The sequence below is a fragment of the Paenibacillus sp. CAU 1782 genome (assembly GCF_054551715.1).
The window spans coordinates 1,101,013-1,119,675 of record NZ_JBTOLL010000001.1 but is presented as its reverse complement, the minus strand read 5'-3'; the positions used below and the strand labels follow the sequence as shown (position 1 = coordinate 1,119,675).

The 18,663-nt window shown below is 47.8% G+C and carries 23 protein-coding genes; 20 read left to right on the top strand and 3 right to left on the bottom strand.

Annotated features, from left to right (window positions below; genetic code table 11):
• Positions 1–4 precede the first annotated feature (4 nt).
• The 9 genes from aroH to ACX93W_RS05510 all read left to right on the top strand — a co-directional run bounded on the left by aroH (position 5) and on the right by ACX93W_RS05510 (position 9,211).
• Entirely contained in the window at positions 5–370 is a 366-nt protein-coding gene (aroH, locus tag ACX93W_RS05550) for a chorismate mutase (protein ID WP_459391311.1), read from the top strand.
• A gap of 324 nt (positions 371–694) precedes the next feature.
• On the top strand, positions 695–2,272 hold the full coding sequence (gene trpE / locus ACX93W_RS05545) for an anthranilate synthase component I (protein ID WP_459391310.1): 1,578 nt from the start codon (positions 695–697) through the stop codon (positions 2,270–2,272).
• A 1-nt stretch (position 2,273) separates the two neighbouring features.
• Positions 2,274–3,320 carry an anthranilate phosphoribosyltransferase gene (gene trpD, locus ACX93W_RS05540; RefSeq protein WP_459391309.1) on the top strand — a complete coding sequence of 349 codons (1,047 nt, stop codon included), beginning with the start codon at positions 2,274–2,276 and terminating at the stop codon, positions 3,318–3,320.
• Positions 3,307–4,104 carry an indole-3-glycerol phosphate synthase TrpC gene (trpC, locus tag ACX93W_RS05535; protein WP_459391308.1) on the top strand — a complete coding sequence of 266 codons (798 nt, stop codon included), beginning with the start codon at positions 3,307–3,309 and terminating at the stop codon, positions 4,102–4,104. The genes trpD and trpC overlap by 14 nt, the downstream gene beginning before the upstream one ends.
• Complete coding sequence (locus tag ACX93W_RS05530; protein WP_459391307.1) at positions 4,101–4,790, top strand: phosphoribosylanthranilate isomerase; 690 nt, start codon at positions 4,101–4,103, stop codon at positions 4,788–4,790. Before trpC ends, ACX93W_RS05530 begins: the two co-directional genes overlap by 4 nt.
• Positions 4,787–5,992 (top strand): tryptophan synthase subunit beta, encoded by a 1,206-nt coding sequence (gene trpB, locus ACX93W_RS05525; protein WP_459391306.1) that lies wholly within the window; start codon positions 4,787–4,789, stop codon positions 5,990–5,992. The genes ACX93W_RS05530 and trpB overlap by 4 nt, the downstream gene beginning before the upstream one ends.
• Positions 5,979–6,785: a tryptophan synthase subunit alpha gene (gene trpA / locus ACX93W_RS05520; RefSeq protein WP_459391305.1), complete on the top strand. Its 807-nt coding sequence runs from the start codon at positions 5,979–5,981 to the stop codon at positions 6,783–6,785. The genes trpB and trpA overlap by 14 nt, the downstream gene beginning before the upstream one ends.
• 232 nt (positions 6,786–7,017) lie before the next feature.
• Entirely contained in the window at positions 7,018–8,109 is a 1,092-nt protein-coding gene (hisC, locus tag ACX93W_RS05515; RefSeq protein ID WP_459391304.1) for a histidinol-phosphate transaminase, read from the top strand.
• Between the two features lie 10 nt (positions 8,110–8,119).
• Entirely contained in the window at positions 8,120–9,211 is a 1,092-nt protein-coding gene (locus ACX93W_RS05510) for a prephenate dehydrogenase (protein ID WP_459391303.1), read from the top strand.
• Positions 9,212–9,465: 254 nt separating this feature from the next.
• Here ACX93W_RS05510 and ACX93W_RS05505 read toward each other — a convergent pair whose 3' ends face one another.
• Positions 9,466–10,968 (bottom strand): recombinase family protein, encoded by a 1,503-nt coding sequence (locus ACX93W_RS05505; protein WP_459391302.1) that lies wholly within the window; start codon positions 10,966–10,968, stop codon positions 9,466–9,468.
• A gap of 18 nt (positions 10,969–10,986) precedes the next feature.
• Positions 10,987–11,703: a helix-turn-helix domain-containing protein gene (locus tag ACX93W_RS05500; protein WP_459391301.1), complete on the bottom strand. Its 717-nt coding sequence runs from the start codon at positions 11,701–11,703 to the stop codon at positions 10,987–10,989.
• Positions 11,704–11,875: 172 nt separating this feature from the next.
• Here ACX93W_RS05500 and ACX93W_RS05495 point away from each other — a divergent pair, with 172 nt between their 5' ends.
• The 3 genes from ACX93W_RS05495 to ACX93W_RS05485 are packed head-to-tail and all read left to right on the top strand — an operon-like array spanning position 11,876 to position 12,449.
• A complete protein-coding gene (locus tag ACX93W_RS05495) occupies positions 11,876–12,154 on the top strand; it encodes a hypothetical protein (RefSeq protein ID WP_459391300.1) in 279 nt (92 codons plus the stop codon).
• A gap of 12 nt (positions 12,155–12,166) precedes the next feature.
• Complete coding sequence (locus tag ACX93W_RS05490; RefSeq protein ID WP_459391299.1) at positions 12,167–12,307, top strand: hypothetical protein; 141 nt, start codon at positions 12,167–12,169, stop codon at positions 12,305–12,307.
• Positions 12,294–12,449, top strand: a complete 156-nt coding sequence (locus ACX93W_RS05485) for a hypothetical protein (RefSeq protein WP_459391298.1) — start codon at positions 12,294–12,296, stop codon at positions 12,447–12,449. The genes ACX93W_RS05490 and ACX93W_RS05485 overlap by 14 nt, the downstream gene beginning before the upstream one ends.
• A 100-nt stretch (positions 12,450–12,549) precedes the next feature.
• On the opposite strand, the gene ACX93W_RS05480 is transcribed toward ACX93W_RS05485, so the two are convergent.
• Entirely contained in the window at positions 12,550–12,804 is a 255-nt protein-coding gene (locus ACX93W_RS05480; RefSeq protein WP_459391297.1) for a hypothetical protein, read from the bottom strand.
• Positions 12,805–12,885: 81 nt separating this feature from the next.
• Between ACX93W_RS05480 and ACX93W_RS05475 the strand changes: the two genes are divergently transcribed.
• The 8 genes from ACX93W_RS05475 to ACX93W_RS05440 all read left to right on the top strand — a co-directional run bounded on the left by ACX93W_RS05475 (position 12,886) and on the right by ACX93W_RS05440 (position 18,662).
• Positions 12,886–14,004 carry a ParB N-terminal domain-containing protein gene (locus ACX93W_RS05475; RefSeq protein ID WP_459391296.1) on the top strand — a complete coding sequence of 373 codons (1,119 nt, stop codon included), beginning with the start codon at positions 12,886–12,888 and terminating at the stop codon, positions 14,002–14,004.
• Positions 14,001–14,411, top strand: a complete 411-nt coding sequence (locus ACX93W_RS05470) for an ORF6C domain-containing protein (protein WP_459391295.1) — start codon at positions 14,001–14,003, stop codon at positions 14,409–14,411. Before ACX93W_RS05475 ends, ACX93W_RS05470 begins: the two co-directional genes overlap by 4 nt.
• Positions 14,411–14,650, top strand: a complete 240-nt coding sequence (locus ACX93W_RS05465; RefSeq protein WP_459391294.1) for a KTSC domain-containing protein — start codon at positions 14,411–14,413, stop codon at positions 14,648–14,650. Before ACX93W_RS05470 ends, ACX93W_RS05465 begins: the two co-directional genes overlap by 1 nt.
• 196 nt (positions 14,651–14,846) lie before the next feature.
• Positions 14,847–15,098, top strand: a complete 252-nt coding sequence (locus ACX93W_RS05460) for a hypothetical protein (RefSeq protein ID WP_459391293.1) — start codon at positions 14,847–14,849, stop codon at positions 15,096–15,098.
• A gap of 59 nt (positions 15,099–15,157) precedes the next feature.
• The gene (locus tag ACX93W_RS05455) at positions 15,158–16,729 is read left to right on the top strand and encodes an AAA family ATPase (RefSeq protein WP_459391292.1); all 1,572 of its coding nucleotides are present in this window, start codon (positions 15,158–15,160) and stop codon (positions 16,727–16,729) included.
• Positions 16,722–17,744 carry an RAD52 family DNA repair protein gene (locus tag ACX93W_RS05450; RefSeq protein WP_459391291.1) on the top strand — a complete coding sequence of 341 codons (1,023 nt, stop codon included), beginning with the start codon at positions 16,722–16,724 and terminating at the stop codon, positions 17,742–17,744. Before ACX93W_RS05455 ends, ACX93W_RS05450 begins: the two co-directional genes overlap by 8 nt.
• Before the next feature lie 9 nt (positions 17,745–17,753).
• Positions 17,754–18,242 carry a single-stranded DNA-binding protein gene (gene ssb, locus ACX93W_RS05445; RefSeq protein ID WP_459391290.1) on the top strand — a complete coding sequence of 163 codons (489 nt, stop codon included), beginning with the start codon at positions 17,754–17,756 and terminating at the stop codon, positions 18,240–18,242.
• Between the two features lie 12 nt (positions 18,243–18,254).
• Positions 18,255–18,662: a hypothetical protein gene (locus ACX93W_RS05440; protein WP_459391289.1), complete on the top strand. Its 408-nt coding sequence runs from the start codon at positions 18,255–18,257 to the stop codon at positions 18,660–18,662.
• Position 18,663: the final 1 nt, after the last annotated feature.

Below are 18,663 nucleotides of genomic sequence, written 5' to 3'. Positions count from 1 at the left end.
AGCTATGAGTGTACGGGGAATACGAGGAGCGGTTACCGTTGAAGCCAATGACGCGGCGCAAATTGCCGATGCGACCAAAAACATGGTCATTGAAGTTATGGAGCGCAACGAGGTACTGCCGGAAGACATTTGCAGTGTATTGATCACCGTGACGGGCGATCTGGATCAGGCTTTCCCGGCTCAAAGCATCCGCCAGCTTCCTGGCTGGGAGCTTGTGCCGCTGATGTGCGCCCTGGAGGTTCCCGTAAAGGGCAGCCTGGAGCGTTGCATTCGGCTGATGGTCACGGTCAATACCGACAAATCGCAACGCGAAATTCAGCATATTTACCTTGGTGGAGCTAAAGCGCTTCGTCCAGATTTAAGCAAGTAACAACAAGCGGTTGACGCAGGGTATCCTTTTGAATTATATTAATACGCATAGAATGAGTTAGAGCAGGTTTTGAGCTGAGACGAGATGAGAAGAGCATAGAGCGAGCGCAAGAAAGTAGATCAGATAGAGCCGAATAGGCTTAGGCACAGAGACCGGGATGAAATAGACATGCCTCTCTTTGCTGTTGGTCTTTACCGTATTGCAGGGCTGCAGAAAATCAACAGCCATCTTCATCATTCTCATATCACAAGCCCCCTGCTTAGGCAGGGGCTTTTTAGTTGGACGAAAATGAGATTTTTATCTGATGGATGGAGGTTGTTTGCAATGTCGAACGAACTGAATCAAGTACAAAAACTGGCAGCTACTTTTAATTTGATACCTATTGTCCGCCATGTGATGGCGGATACGGAAACACCGATTTCCATTTTTCAGCATTTTGCCCGGGAAGAGCATGCCTTTCTGTTGGAGAGCGTAGAGGGCGGCGCCAAATGGGCGCGGTATTCCTTTATCGGTAGCGACCCTTTTCTGAAGCTGCATGGCAAAAACGGTAAAATGGTGCTGGAGCACGGCGGAGAAACAACGGTTCTGAACGACAAGCCGATTGAGCTGCTAAAAGCCAAGCTGCGTTCGTTCAGAAGTCCGGCTTTGCCGGAACTGCCGCCGTTTACGGGAGGCGCCATCGGATTTTTCGGATATGATCTGCTTCAATATTACGAAAATCTGCCTCCGCACAGCACAGACGATCTAGGCATGGACGATCTGCAATTTATGTTCTGCGATCAGGTTATCGTATTCGATCATTTCAAACAGCAGCTGCAAATTATCGGCAATGTCCATATCCCGGAAGGCGCGACCGATGCCGAAATCGAAGCAGCCTATAATAAAACATCGACCAAGCTGGAAGGATTGATTAGCCGGCTCAGAGAGCCGATGAAGTCGCTTCCGTCGATTAGCGGGACTTATCCGCTGGACCCCGAGCTTGGCAATGTGCAATCCAATTTGACCAAGGAACAGTTTATCGCCAACGTTGAAAGCGCAAAGGAATATATCCGAGCGGGCGACATATTCCAAGTGGTGCTGTCGCAGCGATTCAGCATTGAAACGGAAGTGGATCCGCTGGCTGTATACCGCGTCTTGCGGACGATGAATCCGTCCCCCTATATGTATTATTTGAAGATGGGGGAAGAGATCATTGTAGGAACTTCGCCGGAAGCGCTGGTCAAAATTCGCGGCGATCATGTAGAGACAAGGCCGATTGCGGGCACACGGCCGCGCGGCGCGACGCCAGAGGAGGACGAAGCGCTGGAGCGCGATCTGCTGTCGGACGAGAAAGAACGGGCGGAGCATTTGATGCTGGTGGACCTGGGCCGCAACGATATCGGACGTGTTTCGCGTTTTGGAACAGTAAAATGCGATTCGTTTATGGAGATCGAACGTTATTCTCATGTCATGCACATTGTATCCAATGTTTCGGGCAAGCTGAGCCCGGACAAAGATTTTTTCGACGCCTTCATTTCATGCCTGCCTGCGGGAACCGTATCGGGAGCGCCCAAGCTGCGCGCGATGGAAATTATCGCGGAGCTTGAGAACGAGGCGCGTGGGGCTTATGCTGGCGCAATCGGTTATTTGGGCTTCGGCGGCACGATGGATACGTGCATCACGATCCGGACGATTATTTTCAAAAACGGAAAAGCCTATGTACAGAGCGGGGCGGGTATTGTATGGGATTCCGTTCCCGAAAATGAATATATGGAAACGGTGAATAAAGCTAAAGCGCTGCTAAAGGCTATTCGTGCGGCAGAAGCCAGCTTTGGCCAGCCTTCTTCGACTGCAAAGGAGCAGCGTTCCGATTCTTCCCTTAATTACGATTACGAAGTTCATGCCGGAAGGGAGAATGCCTGATATGAGTTCTCCACTTACAATGCAAAAAGCGCTTGGAGCTTTGATGGAAGGGCGCAGCCTGGGCAGGGATGAAGCAACGACGGTGATGAGCTGCATCATGAGCGGCGAAGCGACTGCGGCGCAAATTGCCGGCGTTGCCACCGCGCTGCGGATGAAGGGCGAAACGAAAGATGAAATAACGGGATTTGCCGCGGCGATGCGTCAGCATTCCAGCCACGTCGTAACGGAATATGAGGAGCTGCTGGACACATGCGGAACCGGCGGTTCAGGCATCCATAAGTTCAATATTTCAACGGCTTCGTCCATTATTGCGGCGGCAGCGGGCATCAAAGTGGCTAAACACGGCAATCGGGCCATGTCGGGAAAATCCGGCAGCGCGGATGTTCTGGAGGCGCTAGGCGTCAAGCTGGATTTGTCGCCGGAAGCCGCGGCGGCATGCCTCCGGCAAATCGGCATCTGCTTTATGTTTGCCCAACTGTATCATCCGTCGCTGAAGCATGCAGCGGGACCTCGCAGGGAGCTTGGAGTGCGCACCATCTTTAATATGCTGGGCCCGCTCACCAATCCGGCGGGAGCCGACCGCCAATTGCTGGGGCTGTACGACCGCTCCCGCACGGAAACCATCGCCGAGGTGCTGGGCGAGCTTGGCTTGCGCCAGGCGCTTGTTGTGAGCAGCCACGATGGTCTGGATGAGATCAGCATTTCAGCGCCGACGCAAGTTTCCGAGCTGAAAAACGGCGAAGTAAAGACTTTCGATATAACGCCGGAGGAGCTTGGGCTTACCCGGTATTCCATAGACGATGTAAAAGGCGGAGAAGCAGCCGTTAACGCCGCTCTCATTCGCCGCGTATTCCTTGGCGAGGAAACCGGGGCTTACCGCGATATCGTGCTCGCTAATGCCGGCGCCTGCATTTATATCGGCGGTTTGGCGTCGTCAATCGCCGAAGGAGTAAAGCTTGCAGGCCAGGTGATCGATACGGGCAAAGCTTCCGCCAAGCTAGAGCAGTTAATTCAAATGACAGGGGAGTTGGCCCATGTTTCTGGATAAAATCGTTGCCACTAAAAAAGCGGAGGTAGAGGAGCTTGCCTCATCGTTCTGGCTTGCGGATTGCGAGCGGCGCATTGCGGATCTTCAGCCCTGCCGGGGTTTTGAAAACGCGCTTTCTGCCGGCCGCCGCAATCGCGAGATGGGACTAATCGCCGAGGTAAAGAAAGCCTCCCCCTCCAAAGGGCTCATTCGGGAGGACTTTCACCCCGTCACGCTGGCAGCGTCCTACGAAGCCGCCGGTGCGGACTGCATTTCCGTTTTGACGGACAAAGATTATTTTCAAGGGGCCAATGACTATTTGACCCAGGTGCGGGAGGCGGTCGCTCTTCCGCTGCTGCGCAAAGATTTTACGATCGATTATAGGCAAATTTATGAAGCCAGGCTGATTGGCGCGGATGCGATATTGCTGATTGCCGCCATTTTGTCCTCTGATAAGTTAAAGGAATTTCACGATTTGGCCAAGTCGCTTGGCTTGGATGTATTGGTGGAGGTTCATAACGAGGAAGAGCTTGATGCCGTCTTGTGTATGGACAAAGCAACGCTGGTCGGCATTAACAACCGCGATTTGAAATCCTTCGTGACGGATTTGAAAACAACGGAAAAGCTGATTGGCGCAATTCCTGACAATGTGCTGGTTATTAGCGAAAGCGGCATTGCAGGAAACGAGGATATGGCGTATCTGCAGTCCATTGGTGCGCAAGGGGTGCTGATCGGCGAGCATTTTATGCGCCAGCCTAATGTCGGCGAAGCCGTTGAAAGCTTGATGGGACCGGTAAAGAGATGACAAGCCGGGGAACCCGAATCAAAATTTGCGGTTTGAAGGATGCGGCCACCATTGCCCAGATGGACGGTTTGCCCATTCATGAGATCGGCTTTGTGTTCGCCCCGAGCAAAAGAAGGGTAAGCGCTGAAGAAGCAGCTTTGTTGATCCAGAGCGTATATGGAATCAGCGGAGCCGGAGGAGCTGCGCCGCGAACGGTAGGCGTATTTGTCAACGCCTCTCTTTCAGAGCTGGACGGCATTCTGGACATCGCGCCGCTGGATGTTGTACAGCTGCATGGCGATGAAACGCCCCAATATTGCAGGGAACTCAAAACACGGCATCCAGATATCTCTGTATGGAGAGTCATTTCCATTAAGGAAACCGCGGCTGGGGATGGTGCGGTGCAGGGTAATGCGGAAAAAAAACTGCTGCCCTATCAAGGAGCAATCGACGCTTGCTTGATCGATGCGCCGGGAGGCGGAACGGGACAACCATTTAATTGGATGGTTATTGAGGAATACAAGGAAGCAGCGAAGCAAGCAGGCGTTCCGCTTTATGTGGCGGGCGGCCTCCGCGAGGAAACTGTGGAGGAATTGCTGAGGAAATACAACCCGGATGGGATCGATGTCTCCAGCGGAGTGGAGACTGACGGCGCCAAGGATATCGATAAAATAAGAGCATTTGTGAGAAAGGTGATACAGTCATGACACAAGTACCGGACAGCAGCGGTCGGTTTGGCAAGTTTGGCGGCAGATATGTGCCTGAGACTTTGATGAACGCACTCCTGGAGCTGGAGGAGGCTTATGCGCATTATGCCAAGGACGAATCATTTCAGGCCGAAGTTAAAGAACTTCTGTACCGCTATTCCGGCCGTCCAACCTCACTCTATTATGCGCGGCGGTTAACGGAGCATCTTGGCGGAGCCAAAGTATATCTCAAACGCGAAGATTTGAATCATACGGGCGCGCACAAAATCAACAACACGATCGGGCAAGGCGTGTTGGCCAAACGGATGGGCAAAACAAAAATCATCGCCGAAACGGGAGCGGGACAACACGGCGTTGCCTCCGCAACGATTGCGGCTTTATTGGGCCTGGAATGCAAAGTATTTATGGGCGAGGAGGATATGAAGCGCCAGCAGCTGAATGTGTTCCGCATGAATCTGCTGGGCTCCGAAGTCGTGCCCGTAACCTCCGGCACCCGGACGCTGAAGGATGCCTGCAACGAAACGTTGCGTTATTGGGTTAGCCACGTCACGGATACGTATTACATTCTGGGCTCTGTCACCGGGCCGCATCCTTATCCTATGATGGTGCGCGACTTCCAGCGAATAATCGGTGATGAAGCACGGTCTCAGATTTTGGAAGCGGAGGGCCGTTTGCCGGACTATGTCGTGGCGGCGGTTGGCGGCGGCAGCAATGCCATGGGCATTTTTTATCCTTTTGTAGACGACGAAAATGTACGTTTGCTTGGCGTCGAAGCTGCCGGACGCGGCGTAGACACCAATGAGCATGCGGCAACGATGGCCAAGGGGCGCCATGGCGTATTCCAAGGCTCGCTGAGCTACGTTCTTCAGGACAATCATGGCCAGGTGCTGCCCGCGCATTCCATTTCCGCAGGATTGGACTATCCCGGCATTGGACCCGAACATGCCTATTTGAAAGATTCCGGGCGTGCCGAATATGTGCCGATTACGGACGCAGAGGCGCTGGAGGCGCTGCAGCTGCTGTCCCGCACGGAAGGCATTATTCCGGCGCTTGAGTCTGCGCATGCTATTGCGCAGACACTTAAGCTGGCTCCTACGCTGGATAAAGACAAGGTTGTTGTTGTAAACCTGTCTGGTCGCGGCGACAAGGATGTAGAAGCTATTATGGGTTATTTGGGAGGCGCGGAACATGAATCTCATTGATCAAACGTTTGCCAGGCTTCGCGAGGAAGGCAAAACTGCGCTGATACCGTTTGTGTCGGTAGGCGACCCCGATCTTGACCTGTCGCTTGATATCCTGAAGCAGTTGCAGCAATCCGGGGCGGATCTGATCGAGCTAGGCGTCCCTTATTCCGACCCTCTTGCGGATGGCCCTGTTATTCAACGCGCTTCCGAGCGGGCGCTTCGGGGTTCCGTTACGCTCCGCGACTGCATTCTGATGGCAGAACGGGCAAGAGCGGAAGGCGTAACCATTCCGTTAATCCTGTTTACGTATTACAACCCGGTGCTGCAATTTGGGCTGGAATCGTTTTTTGAGCTGGTGAAGGAAAAAGGAATCAGCGGACTGATTATTCCTGATTTGCCTCTGGAGGAGGACAGCGAGGTTCGGACGATGGCGGAGAACAGCGGCATTCATCTCATTCCGCTTGTTGCGCCAACTTCGCGCGACCGCGTAACCGCCATTGCAAAGCGGGCAAAAGGATTTGTTTACTGTGTATCCTCGCTTGGCGTAACGGGAGTCCGCGCAGAGTTTCACAGCGGTATCGACCAGTTTTTGGAGACGGTCCGGGAAGCGACCGATTTGCCTATCAGCATCGGGTTTGGCATTTCCAACCGGGAGCAGGTAGAACGATTCCAGTCGCTCTGCGACGGCGTTGTCGTTGGCAGCGCGATCGTCCGTGTGATCGAGGAATCTCTGCCGCTGCTGCAACAGCCGGCTACCAAAGCGGAAGGCTTGCAAAAAATCGGCCAATTTGTCTCACAGCTAAAGGGATAAGTTAGCAGGCTTTTCATTATTGTTGCTTATTTCATGACATAACTGCATACAGGGCTGCAGGCACGGCATTCCACGTCGGCTTTGCAGCCCATTTTTGGTTTGGCTCTTTCCAGTGATGAGTTCCGACAAAACTCCTATTTTTGCTTGTTTTTCTACTTTAAATCGTGAAAGAGATATGAGACAATGGGGAATAGTTGATTGCCGACTAATAAGTTGAAGAGGTGAACGGCGCATGCAGCCTAAAAGCAATATTGTCCATTTGCCTGTCTACCAGCCAGGCAAGCCGATTGAAGATGTGAAGCGCGAGCTGGGATTAACCGAAGTTATCAAGCTGGCATCCAATGAAAATCCGCTAGGTTCCTCCGCACTCGCAAGAGAAGCCGCGATTCAGGAGTTGTCCAGATCCAACATATATCCCGACGGAGCCAGTGTTTCCCTAACCGCTGCTTTGGCGGAACGGCTTGGCGTCGCTTCAAACCAAATTATTTTTGGAGCGGGCTCCAGCGAAATTATTTTGATGCTGGCCAGGGCGTTTCTGGCTCCGGGCGATGAAACGATTATGGCAGACGAAACATTCTCGCAATACCGACATAACGCGGAGGTCGAAAATGCCGTTATCATCGATGTGCCGCTGATTGACGGAAAACATGATCTGCAGGAGATGCTTGCCCGCATTACCGACCGGACCAAAATTATATGGATCTGCAATCCCAATAACCCGACAGGAACTATCGTTAGCAACGACGAGCTTGTTGCTTTCCTGGCAGCGGTGCCGGGTCATGTAATGGTGGTGCTGGACGAGGCTTACGGTGAATTTGTCGATGACCCGTCCTATAGCGATGGAGTGGGACTTCTGAATCAATATCCTAATCTGGTTGTATTACGGACTTTCTCCAAAATTTACGGCTTGGCGGCGCTCCGCATCGGCTACGGCGTCGGTCATTCTGACGTTATTCGCTCGATCAATCAAGTGAGAGAGCCGTTTAATACGACGCGGCCGTCACAGGCTGCTGCCGAAGCTTCGCTTCGCGATGACGAGTTTGTTGCAGGCAGCCGGCAACAGAACCTGGAAGGTCTGGCCTACATGAGGGGCCATTTTGACAGGCTCGGCTTGTCTTATTTCCCTGCGCACGGAAACTTTATTATGTTTGACGCCAAACGTCCTTCGGGCGATATTTTTGCCGGTTTGCTGAAACGCGGCATTATAGTGCGCTCGGGCTGGGCGAAATACCCGAACCATGTTCGCGTATCGGTAGGCACTCCGGAGGAAAACGCAAAGTTTATCGCGGCTCTGGAGCAAGTCATTCAGGAAGTGACGGTGTAGAAAAATTCATATGATAAAAGTATCTATATTTGGAGTCGGCCTGATCGGCGGCTCCATCGCTCTGTGTCTGAAAGGTAAACCGGGGATCACGGTAACAGGATATTCCCACCGTGCTTCCTCCGTGGAGAAATATTTGCAAAGGGGGGTCGTTGACGAAGGCACTACTTCCATTGAAGAAGCGGTAACCGGAGCCGATTTTATCTTCCTCTGCGTACCGGTGGGCAATTTGGCGGAATATCTGGACAAAATAAGCGCTTATAAGTTAAAGCCAGGCTGCATCATTACCGATGTAGGAAGCACTAAAGCCTCCGTCGCGGCCTATGCACGTTCATTGGATTTGGGCGAAGCCTGCTTTATCGGGGGCCATCCCATGGCGGGCTCCGAGCGCTCCGGCGTGGAGGCGGCATCCTATCATTTGCTGGAAAACGCCTTTTATGTGCTGACTCCGGATGAGTCGATTTCCTCCGAAGCGCTGGATCGGCTGAAGGAGCTGCTCACGCATACGCGAGCCAATATTGTAACGCTTGATTCGGACTCCCATGACAATGTCGTTGGCGCGATCAGCCATTTGCCGCATATCATTGCGGTGGCGCTGGTGAATCAAATCAAGGGCTACAACAATGGCAACGGCGTTTATGAAAATTTGGCCGCGGGCGGTTTCCGCGATATTACCCGCATCGCTTCCGGCGATCCGCCTCTCTGGCGCGATATCCTGCTGGACAATCGCGATGTGCTGCTGCGTCTGCTTCGCGACTGGAATGCGGAAATGGCGAAATTTGCCGATCAGCTGGAGGCGATGGATGGGAAAGCGGTTGAGCAAGCCTTCCGTGAAGCGGGCGAGTTCCGCAGCCGGATGCCGGAAAGGCGCAAAGGCATGATTCATTCCGTCTACGATTGCTACATGGATGTGCCGGATCATCCCGGCATAATCGGCCGGATTGCTACTGAGCTTGGCAACAGCGGAATCAATCTTAGCAATTTGCAAATTATCGAAAGCAGGGAAGACGTCCCCGGCATTTTGCGGCTTTCTTTCCGCAATCAGGATCAGCTGGACCTGGCGATTGCCTTATTAGGCGAAAGAGGGTACGACGTTCATCAATAAATCTGCTTTTGGGCACAAAATAAAAAATCAGTGTTTGACTTCGACTGAGGTGGAGCGCTGCTGGACAAAGGATTCTTCCGAGTAAGCCTTTGCTTTCTTGAGAATCCTTTTTTCTTTTAAAAAAATGAAAACGCTTATTGACAAAATGGAAGCGTATACATATAATAAAAGTACAGTATGGTTTCTCTCCACTCCTATCCTAAAACTGTATCGTCTGAATTGGCGATGGCCGCTCTTATGAGTGGCTTCTTTTTTTAGAAATAATAAACCGTACCAACTCTTTTTTTACAATCCACTGAACTAACATAAAATGTTTCTCCCCACTTGAAAGACACTGAAACATCTTTGTTCGGTACAATTTTTTCAATCAGGAGTTCAGCAACAAGCCGCTTTTCTATTTCGTCTAAATCATTTTGAATCAAATCACCAAATTGACTTAATAAGTCGCCATAGTCACCGTATGAATTACTTTTAGGTAATGGAATTTTCTCGATTTTTTTTTGAATACCAGCTAACATTTCATCGTAACGTTTCATGGATTTTACATACTGTTCCTCACTCAATTTTTGATCAATATAGAAATCGTCAAAAACTCGTTGTTTTGCTTTTTCTATTTTTTCATATTCGTTGTGCAGATCAGTCATTGTGGAATGAACGTCTTCGTTTGCCGCTGATAACGACATCCCAAGTTGCCCAGGACTAAATCTTTGTTGGCTAACATTATGAATCAATTTAATGATTGCAGCATCAAGTGATGGGGTATCAAATATGGGACTTGAGCAGCCCTTTTCCGCATACTTTCTACTGCAAACATATCTGCGCTGCTTTTTATTAGTTGTCATCCGCGAATGCATTTTTCCGCCGCAGACTGGGCAAGTAAGTATAGTTGATAGCAATTGTCTTTGTTTTCCTTTCCACGCTTTATTTTCACCGAATAGTGTTTTCTGAATGTACTGAAAATCATCCCACGAAACCAATTTTTCAAATCCCAATAGCGGGTAAAAAGAACCGTCCCACTCTTGCATTGCTGCATAGGTTGGATTTGACAGCATGTATCTGACTCGACGAGCAGACCATTCAACCCCTGTTTTCGTAAGAATTTCTTTTTGGTTTAAGTGCTTAGCGATTAAGTAGGGGCCTTTTCCCTGAAGCGCCATTTCAAAAGATTTTCTAACCCACACAGAGTTTTCGCCGTCTGCAACAAAAACATCATTAATTTTAGTAAGACCAAATGGCGAAGGCCCACCGTTCCACCGGCCTTTTTCTGCATTGGTCTTTTTCGTGCTTAATGTAATATCGCTCAAATTGTCACTATGGTACTCATTGAAATCAACAAACATGTTGGCAACAAGGCGTCCAGATGGTGTTGAAAAATCTAGGAATTCAGCAGCAGAACAAAGGTCGATCTCCATTTTTTTTAATGATTCAAAGATTAAAGAGAAATCATTTCTCCGTCGAGTTAAGCGTGATAAATTGAAGATAACAAACTTCTTTACTTTTGAATTTTTATTTGCATAATCAAGCGCGTCCATCATCCCAGGGCGTTTTGTGTAACTGAATTTGAAACCTGAGTAATCTATGTCTTTGAAAACCTTTACTAATTTCCAATTATTAAGCTCACAAAAACCAATGATTTGTTTTAATTGTGTTTGCTCCGAAATATCTTTTTTATCCGATCTCTCTTCACTTTGTCGTATATATCCGATAGCCTCTATTTCTTCTTCAAGTTTAAATAACGCCCTTGCCTCAACCACCATAACTCATACACACCCCATTTAAAGTTTTCGCCTAACTTCAATTACCCTTCCCCAAACCTTCGTTTCACTACTAGGCATTACAGCCGGTTGATATTTAGGGTTCGACGGAATGAGTATACTCAAGTCGTTTTGCTTGTTTATCCTCATAAGACTAGCGGCGTCGCTTTTAATTGAAACTACAGCAATCGCATCTGGAAGCACCTCCTTTACAGACTCACATATAACGATGTCTCCATCATTGATCAAATCACCGATCATAGAGTCCCCTTTAACTCTAAGAGCAAATAAGTTTCGTGTTGTTTTTTTGGGCATGTCTACATAAACAAATTCGTCAGTTTGTTCATTTTCAATTGATGTAATCGAATTAAGGATGGGTAATTTTTGTAAATCGTGATGGATATAAGTCGAATTTGCTTCACTCACCTTCAAAGTAGCATTGTATTGATTTTGCAACTCTTTTAACGCGTAGAATCTAACCATTTTTTCCTTTATTTCCGCTGGAGCTTTTTCGATAAGTGAGGCGGTCAATAGTTTTTCTGCATCAGCGTTTAGAACCTTACATAAAGCGCGTGTCAATTCATCAGTTGCAGGACGCTCTGTCTTGCCGTTTTGAAGTTGACTTATATAACCCTTACTAATATTGAAGTTATGTTCTTTTAATGCCTCTGCTATTTCAAGTAAGGTAAGCCCCGAATCTTTAATGTACTCTTTCAACAATTCCGAATACTTTTTCAACAAAAATCCTCCTAACAGTGCACTTCCGAATTAACCTATAAACTAATTTTAGAAATGTTTCAGTAAAAAGTCAACACATTTTCTTTGTTAACTATTGACTGAAACAAAAACATGTTCTAGTATTTAGTTAACGTAATGTTTCAGTAAATACTAAACGAAGGGAGGGGAAGATTTGAGATACTCCAACATACTTAGTGATGCCATCATTTCTAGTGGATGGACATATGGACAAATTGCTGATAAATGCGAGAAAAGAGGCGGGAAGATTTCGAGGTCATATATAAGTAAATTGTGTACAGGCCATATGCCACCTGCTTCAGATGAAGTAAATAAAATACTAACAGAGGTTCTAGCGCCAGTTTCCGACATCACTTATACGCAACTAGCGGTTGCGAAATACAAAGAAGTTGTTCCTAAAGACATCATCGAGGCTCTTGTGGCTGGAATGTAAGGAGGCATTTTTATGAACTCATCAGAACAGATCCTTCAAAGAATGAGTGAACTCAATGTATCGCCGCTTACGATTCAAGACGAATTGGAGAGACTGGAATCGGAGCTAATAGATTTTTTTGGCCCAGGAGTTAATCTGCATGCGGAAACTTGAAGAGTATGAGCAACAGTTCCTAAATATCATGGCGACTGCAATTCGTCGGAAATACGAACAGGAAGCAAAAATTGAGGAAGTTTCCCGTGTCGCGTCCGGCAATGAATTGGTTGAATCAGAAAAGATTTTAAAATCCTCATAAAAGAAAGGAGAGTATACAGGATGTCAAATGAGAAAAGCACTCCCCGATTGCTGAAGTGCTTTAGGTGTAAGAAGGAAGCTAATTACAAAGGCGCCCCTAATTACTGTGCGTTTTGTGGACGTACATTTATAGGCGAAATAAATTCTTGTTCAAAGTATGTTGACTTACTCCCGCAATAAGGACAATAACAAGCTGTATCTGGTAAAGGTGTTGATTCTCCATTATTCATGATGCAGTGACTATCTGGACAACGATTCCCATCAATTTCAAAACCGCAATTTTGACAGTAGTCTGCATTAATCATGTGGTCGTTATATCCACATTTGTAACACTCTTTGTTTTGATTATCTGTCATTTTTATCCTCCTAATTCAGTCGGTGTCTTCATGACTATTCTATCATGGAGCATTAGTGGAAATATAGAAAGGAGAATCAAATTGCTCTTATCAATAGAAAAAATCATAGTAAGTGACCGCATCCGCAAGGACTTTGGCGATGTGGAAGAACTGGCTGCTGATATCAAACAGAACGGTTTGATTAACGCAATTGCGGTGACATCTGACTACCGGCTTATCGCTGGTGAACGGCGGCTGCGGGCGCATATGTCACTTGGATTGAAAGAAATCGATGTCCGTGTACTTGATGCTACTGATGCAGAACACCAACTGCGACTTGAAATATCGGAAAATGAGCATCGGAAGGAATTCACCTTTTCGGAGCGCGTTGAATGGGGCCGGAGGCTGGAGGAGGTAGAGCGCCTGAAAGCTAAGGAACGGATGGCTGGTAAGGAAAATTTACCTGAGCAGTCCGGACAGGTCAGGGATATCGTCGCGGAGCAGACCGGATTCGGTAGCGGTAAGCAATACGATAAGGCTAAATACATTATGGAGAATGCTACGCCGGAGATCATCCAGCAGCTCGACAGCGGCTTAATATCGACACATAAGGCGTTTGTTGAGACGAGGGAACGACTTGAAAGGGAAAGGCTCGAAGCGGAGGAGAGGGCAGAACAAGCTGAATCTGAGTTGTACGAACTGCAACAACGTTTCAAAGGCGCAATCCCTGCGGATCAATTGGAGGAAGCTGTTTCAGCCGCTGTAGAACGTCATCAAGAAGAAACAGACCTTTTGCTTACTCAGAAGGAGCAGGAAAAGCTACATCTACTGAAGCGGAAAGAGGATGAATTGAAATCCAAGCATAAGCAAGAGCTTGAGAATGCTGAATTCATTTCACGAAATCTACGTGAAGGGCTCAAATCGGCGCAGGACAAGCTACAGGCGTTGGAGCTTCAGCAAGCGGATGATTTTGATGAGCAGCAGGAAGCAGCCAGGCTCAAAAAACTAAAGTATGAAGCAGACGTCAATACGATTCAGTTCAGCATCCACGTTAAAAAGTTTCTTCAAACCGTTGGAATTACTTCATATAACCTCGGAGCCATATCAGCCGCAAGCAGCAGCGAAAAAAAACGGTTGTCTGAAAGCTTGGATATGCTTCAGACGTTTGTTGATCAACTCCGTCCAGCAATTAATAGTAGAAAGGTGGTAGGTAAAGAATGAGTACAGATTTGATAGCTATGGCCGAAAGGCAATTGCAACTTACTGAAAGTCAGGGTTTGGCGCTTAGAACACTGCTCGATGGTATGAGGCAAATAAAAGAAGATGTTGCTGAAAAATACGAGGAAGTCCAAATCATGGTTCAGGAGGTTCGGGATAGCGTTACCTTGACGGATCGGGAATGCTATGACCTTCAAGATGCAGTAAGAAAAACCTCTGCCAGACTGACAAAAGATCGTTACAAGGAGTCAGATTTGGAGTTTAAGGCGCTGGTTGGGAAATACCGCCGAATGATTTGGAGCAAGATGAAGGAGCATTTTGAGGTTGCGAAATACTCCCACATCCGGCGAGTGGATTTCGATGATGCCGTTCACTTCGTCAAAACTTTCAGACCGGAGGACTACATCTGATGAAAAATCCTGAAATGGTTGAAGTCCAATCAAGCAATGTTGCTGCTGTCGGTTATGCCGGAGTTACCGAGACACTTTTCATCCGCTTTAAAGGCAAGGCGACGATCTATGCCTATCAGGATGTTCCGGCGGAAGTTCACGCCGAACTGATGTCTTCGGAATCAATTGGCCGCTATTATGCCCAGCACATTAAAAAGGCTTATCTGAACGAAAAGGTTGAGCCGGATGAAGCTTCTTGAGGAAATCAAGGAGATCATTCGCGGCGGGGATACTGAGGACTACCTATCTATGTTGGTTGGCTTGCCTCTATTAATCCTAATTCTGATAGGATGGGTGGTGTTTCTAGGTTGAAGACTGTAGTAAAGGTTCAGAAGTACCTAACGCCTGCCGAGCGGAATGAATTCTATAGTCGGGCTAAGAAGGGAGGTTCATTCCTTGTTACCATCAAACGCTTGTGTGGAATTGGACGGAAGAGAAATTGAGCTTGCTGCTGTAGCTTTAGCGAGTAAGGCGATTGCATTTTATGAGGAAGGAAAAACCTTTGAGGGAGATCAGCATCTTTTGCTGGCATTGAAGTTTAAAAAAGCGAAGAAAGATTTTCATGATAAATATCAGAAGTTTTTTGAAAAGAAATATGGTCTTGAAAACGAGGAAAAGCCTGCTGGCGGGCAGACTTTTCAAGGGTAATATCTTGTTTGATCGCATGATATTACCCTCACATTATCATACGAGAGGGAGAATTGTAAATGTTTATTCGTAAAGTCGAGGTTAAGGGCTTCCGCATTTTTGAGGGCTACCATTGCTTTCATTTTGATAAATCCAACCTGATTGTTGGCAGGAATCGCCTTGGGAAATCCTCTATTGGGGAGGCAATCGCCTTTTGCATAGCGGGTACTGATCGTTTCGGCAAGGAAAGAGCAGCGGACCGTTTGATGAACAAAGACAGCAATGAATTCAGCATTATCATTCATTTGGACACGCAGGCCGGTCTTTTTGTGATCGAGCGCCGCGTGCTGAAGTTGAAAGGCAAGACGGAAAACACACTTTTCATTAATGGGGCAGCAAGTCCTCAGGACATGATTGATACCATTATAGGCAACCGTGCCCATTTCTTAGCCTCATTTCTTCCTCATTATCTGCTACGGATGACGGACAAGGAACTGGAGCAAGAGATTGTTCCCCTCATCCCTACTCCTAAGCAGGAGACAGTGTTGGAAGTGTTGGCTGAAGAAGATCCGCTTGTAGCTGAACTGTTGACGGGCAAGAGCCTTATCGATCCCAACTATTACATGACTACTCAGCGGCAGTACCTGAAGGAGCAAAAAGAAGAACTGTTGCTCATCTCTGGACGGCTGGAAGAAGTACAAGCTGCTCTGGATGCTGATATCCCTGATGCCATTGAGGTTGATACCTCTGAAATTGATCTTTTGAAATCATCAATCGCCGCAATTGAGTCAGCAAAACCAAAGCTTCAGGATACAGACGAGTTAGAGGGACTTATCCGCAAGCTGGAAAATGACAACCAACTCTTGAACGAGAAACTTTCTTTTGATGCCAATACCGTGGCATGTCCTAATTGCGGTCATGAAATTGATCTTGCGCCGGATGCCAATACCAAGAATGAAGCAATCAGCAAGCAGATGGCCGTGAACAACGCTGAAATCAAGGAAGCCAAAGAACACATCGCGGATATTGAAAAAGCCAATGAAGCGGCGACAGCGGCCTTTAACGGCACCAACGCAGAAACACTTTTCTCGTTGCGTAATGAACTGTCAGCGCTGGAAGACAAGCTTGATATCACCAATAAGCACAACATGCGGGTACAAGTTATGAAGGAAGCGAAAGACGGTGCCAAGAGCCGGAAACGCGAACTGCTGGCGGAGAAGACACAAGCGATGAAGGTTATAGAAAATACTGAAAAGCTTATTGCCGCCGTGAAGGTTTTCAACATCAAGCGTTGCGAGATGCAATTGGAAACTGTTTCGGTGCATTTGAACCGCGCATCTATCCGGCTTTTCGAAATCGTGAAAAGCACTGGCGAAATGAAGCCAGCGTTCAAGGCGACATTTGACGGCAAGGAAGTCCGGCTACTGTCTACATCGGAAGAGATTCTTTGCTTTCTGGAGTTTTCAAACTTGGTTCGCAAGCTTACGAAATCGGAGTATCCAGTATTCGTGGATTATGGAGAGTCCATTGAAACATATGATCAACCAGACGTTCAGCACTTTGAAGCTCGTTTTGTTGCTGGACAACCTCTTTCTGTTGTTTCTGATCAATTTAGAGCGTCCTTTATTGGGGAGGAATCATCCTATGAATGAAATTCAAGTTCCATTAAGCGAAATTGAGAGGTTGCAGGAGGCGGCTAAGGCGGTGGGAATCGAGATCCCGATCCAAGCCCCCTTTACCCCATCTGATATAAACAAACTGCTCCCATTGCTCCGTATGCCGCTCAACAGCGCCGCTATACAGTCTGCAACGGCTGCGGAGACAGGTAAGGGCTATGACTCAATCGGATACTCCTATCAGGCACACATTGACCGTATGAATTGGGTATTTGGCCCGACTCAATGGCGTTGGAAGGCAGTAGACGAAGAGTGCGAGGAAACGGCTACGGCGGGCGGATACGTCAAGTTTACGTCCAGTTGCGAAATTGTTCTGCAAATCGGATATCGGGACTTGAATCCAGAATCCAAGCAATGGGAATGGCTGACCGTCCATGAGTTGGAGCCGATCCCTTCAGACCACGAAAGCCTTGAAAAAGGATCGGCGCGGAAGGGATGCCTAACCAAAGGAATTAAGCGGGCAACGTCATTCTTGGGCGTAGGGGCTGATGCCTACCTTGGAACATTGGATGATGACATGACAACCGGCGCAGCGCGGAATGATCAATTGAAGACTCCAATTGGAGGTAGAGCGAAAATCATTGATTCCAAGGGGTATCAAATGCTCAAATCGCTTGCGTCCACGAAAGGATTTACTGAAGATACGAAACTCCGCGAGTTTTACAAGGCTGAATCTGGTGGCATCATTCACAACGATCCGGCGAATCTAACCAAAACGGAAGCATCAGAGGTTAAAAACATGCTGTTTAAGCTTCCAAATGCCATTCTAAACGAAGATGAGGAACCGGATGATAAATCGTCTGATGATGAGGTTTCAAATAATGAAGTTAAACCAAAACGCCCCTCAACACTGGCAGATTTAATGTCATCCGATGATATGGTAATCAAATCAATCGCAGCGGAGTACAGTTTCAAACTGCCAGATGCTATAACGCTCAAAAATAAATCAGCCATATGCAAAACGCTTGCCACGCTTATGGGCATCAAGTAGGAGGTTGCCATGCTTAATAGAGTCATATTGATTGGTAGGCTCACACGTGACCCTGAGCTTCGTTATACGCCAGCCGGAGTAGCAACAGCAGGTTTCACACTGGCAGTTGACCGTCCGTTTACAAGTGGCAACGGAGAGCGCGAAGCGGACTTCATTCCAATAGTCACATGGCGGCAACTTGCGGAGAATTGTGCAAATTATCTCCGCAAAGGGCGCTTGGCGGCAGTTGAGGGAAGAATCAATGTCCGAAATTACGAGAACAACGAGGGAAGACGAGTATACATTACGGAGGTCATTGCGGATAATGTACGGTTCCTGGAGTCCAACCGCGAGATTGGAGCGCCACAACAAGGTAACAGTGGCGGCAATTCAAGTGGCTTCGGCAGCGGAGATAACTCGTCCGGCTCATCCTACAGCGGTGGAAACCGAACTGGTAATGATCCTTTCAAGGATGATGGTCGCCCGATAGACATTAACCCCGATGACTTACCCTTCTGACAGTGAAAGGAAGTGACTGCATTGACGCAGGACAAGCAGTTAACAATCGGACAGCTATATTACCTTGCTGATCAATGCAGTCAGGAGTTTCCGGCTACGCTTGCAAGAAAAATTGACTATCTATCCGAAATTCAGATCCTAATTGGGCGCAAAGCTGCGGACGCTGTAAGAGACTACAAGCGGAAATACGCTGAACGTAAGCGGGTGTACGCCGAAGCATATCTTGCAGCTCCTAAGGATAAAGCCCAGCGGGCCGAACTTGCTATTGTTGAGCTGAGGCTTGAAGAAGCTGATTTGGAAGCCGACAAGGTCAGATGGAATAATGCTTTTGAATCAAATAAAGAAGTCATTAATTCATTGAAATACAATCTGAAAGTATTGCTGGCTGAAATTCCGAATCCGGCAAATGAAAGAAGATAGC

Bases quoted from the DNA above. Each gene is read 5' to 3' on its own strand.
- hisC (WP_459391304.1), top strand. From the start codon at position 7,018: ATGCAGCCTAAAAGCAATATTGTCCATTTGCCTGTCTACCAGCCAGGC.
- ACX93W_RS05470 (WP_459391295.1), top strand. From the start codon at position 14,001: ATGAGTACAGATTTGATAGCTATGGCCGAAAGGCAATTGCAACTTACT.
- ACX93W_RS05505 (WP_459391302.1), bottom strand. From the start codon at position 10,968: ATGGTGGTTGAGGCAAGGGCGTTATTTAAACTTGAAGAAGAAATAGAG.
- trpE (WP_459391310.1), top strand. From the start codon at position 695: ATGTCGAACGAACTGAATCAAGTACAAAAACTGGCAGCTACTTTTAAT.
- ACX93W_RS05450 (WP_459391291.1), top strand. From the start codon at position 16,722: ATGAATGAAATTCAAGTTCCATTAAGCGAAATTGAGAGGTTGCAGGAG.
- ssb (WP_459391290.1), top strand. From the start codon at position 17,754: ATGCTTAATAGAGTCATATTGATTGGTAGGCTCACACGTGACCCTGAG.
- trpA (WP_459391305.1), top strand. From the start codon at position 5,979: ATGAATCTCATTGATCAAACGTTTGCCAGGCTTCGCGAGGAAGGCAAA.
- ACX93W_RS05480 (WP_459391297.1), bottom strand. From the start codon at position 12,804: ATGACAGATAATCAAAACAAAGAGTGTTACAAATGTGGATATAACGAC.
- ACX93W_RS05465 (WP_459391294.1), top strand. From the start codon at position 14,411: ATGAAAAATCCTGAAATGGTTGAAGTCCAATCAAGCAATGTTGCTGCT.
- ACX93W_RS05530 (WP_459391307.1), top strand. From the start codon at position 4,101: ATGACAAGCCGGGGAACCCGAATCAAAATTTGCGGTTTGAAGGATGCG.
- ACX93W_RS05510 (WP_459391303.1), top strand. From the start codon at position 8,120: ATGATAAAAGTATCTATATTTGGAGTCGGCCTGATCGGCGGCTCCATC.
- ACX93W_RS05490 (WP_459391299.1), top strand. From the start codon at position 12,167: ATGAACTCATCAGAACAGATCCTTCAAAGAATGAGTGAACTCAATGTA.
- ACX93W_RS05455 (WP_459391292.1), top strand. From the start codon at position 15,158: ATGTTTATTCGTAAAGTCGAGGTTAAGGGCTTCCGCATTTTTGAGGGC.
- ACX93W_RS05485 (WP_459391298.1), top strand. From the start codon at position 12,294: ATGCGGAAACTTGAAGAGTATGAGCAACAGTTCCTAAATATCATGGCG.
- trpD (WP_459391309.1), top strand. From the start codon at position 2,274: ATGAGTTCTCCACTTACAATGCAAAAAGCGCTTGGAGCTTTGATGGAA.
- trpC (WP_459391308.1), top strand. From the start codon at position 3,307: ATGTTTCTGGATAAAATCGTTGCCACTAAAAAAGCGGAGGTAGAGGAG.
- aroH (WP_459391311.1), top strand. From the start codon at position 5: ATGAGTGTACGGGGAATACGAGGAGCGGTTACCGTTGAAGCCAATGAC.
- trpB (WP_459391306.1), top strand. From the start codon at position 4,787: ATGACACAAGTACCGGACAGCAGCGGTCGGTTTGGCAAGTTTGGCGGC.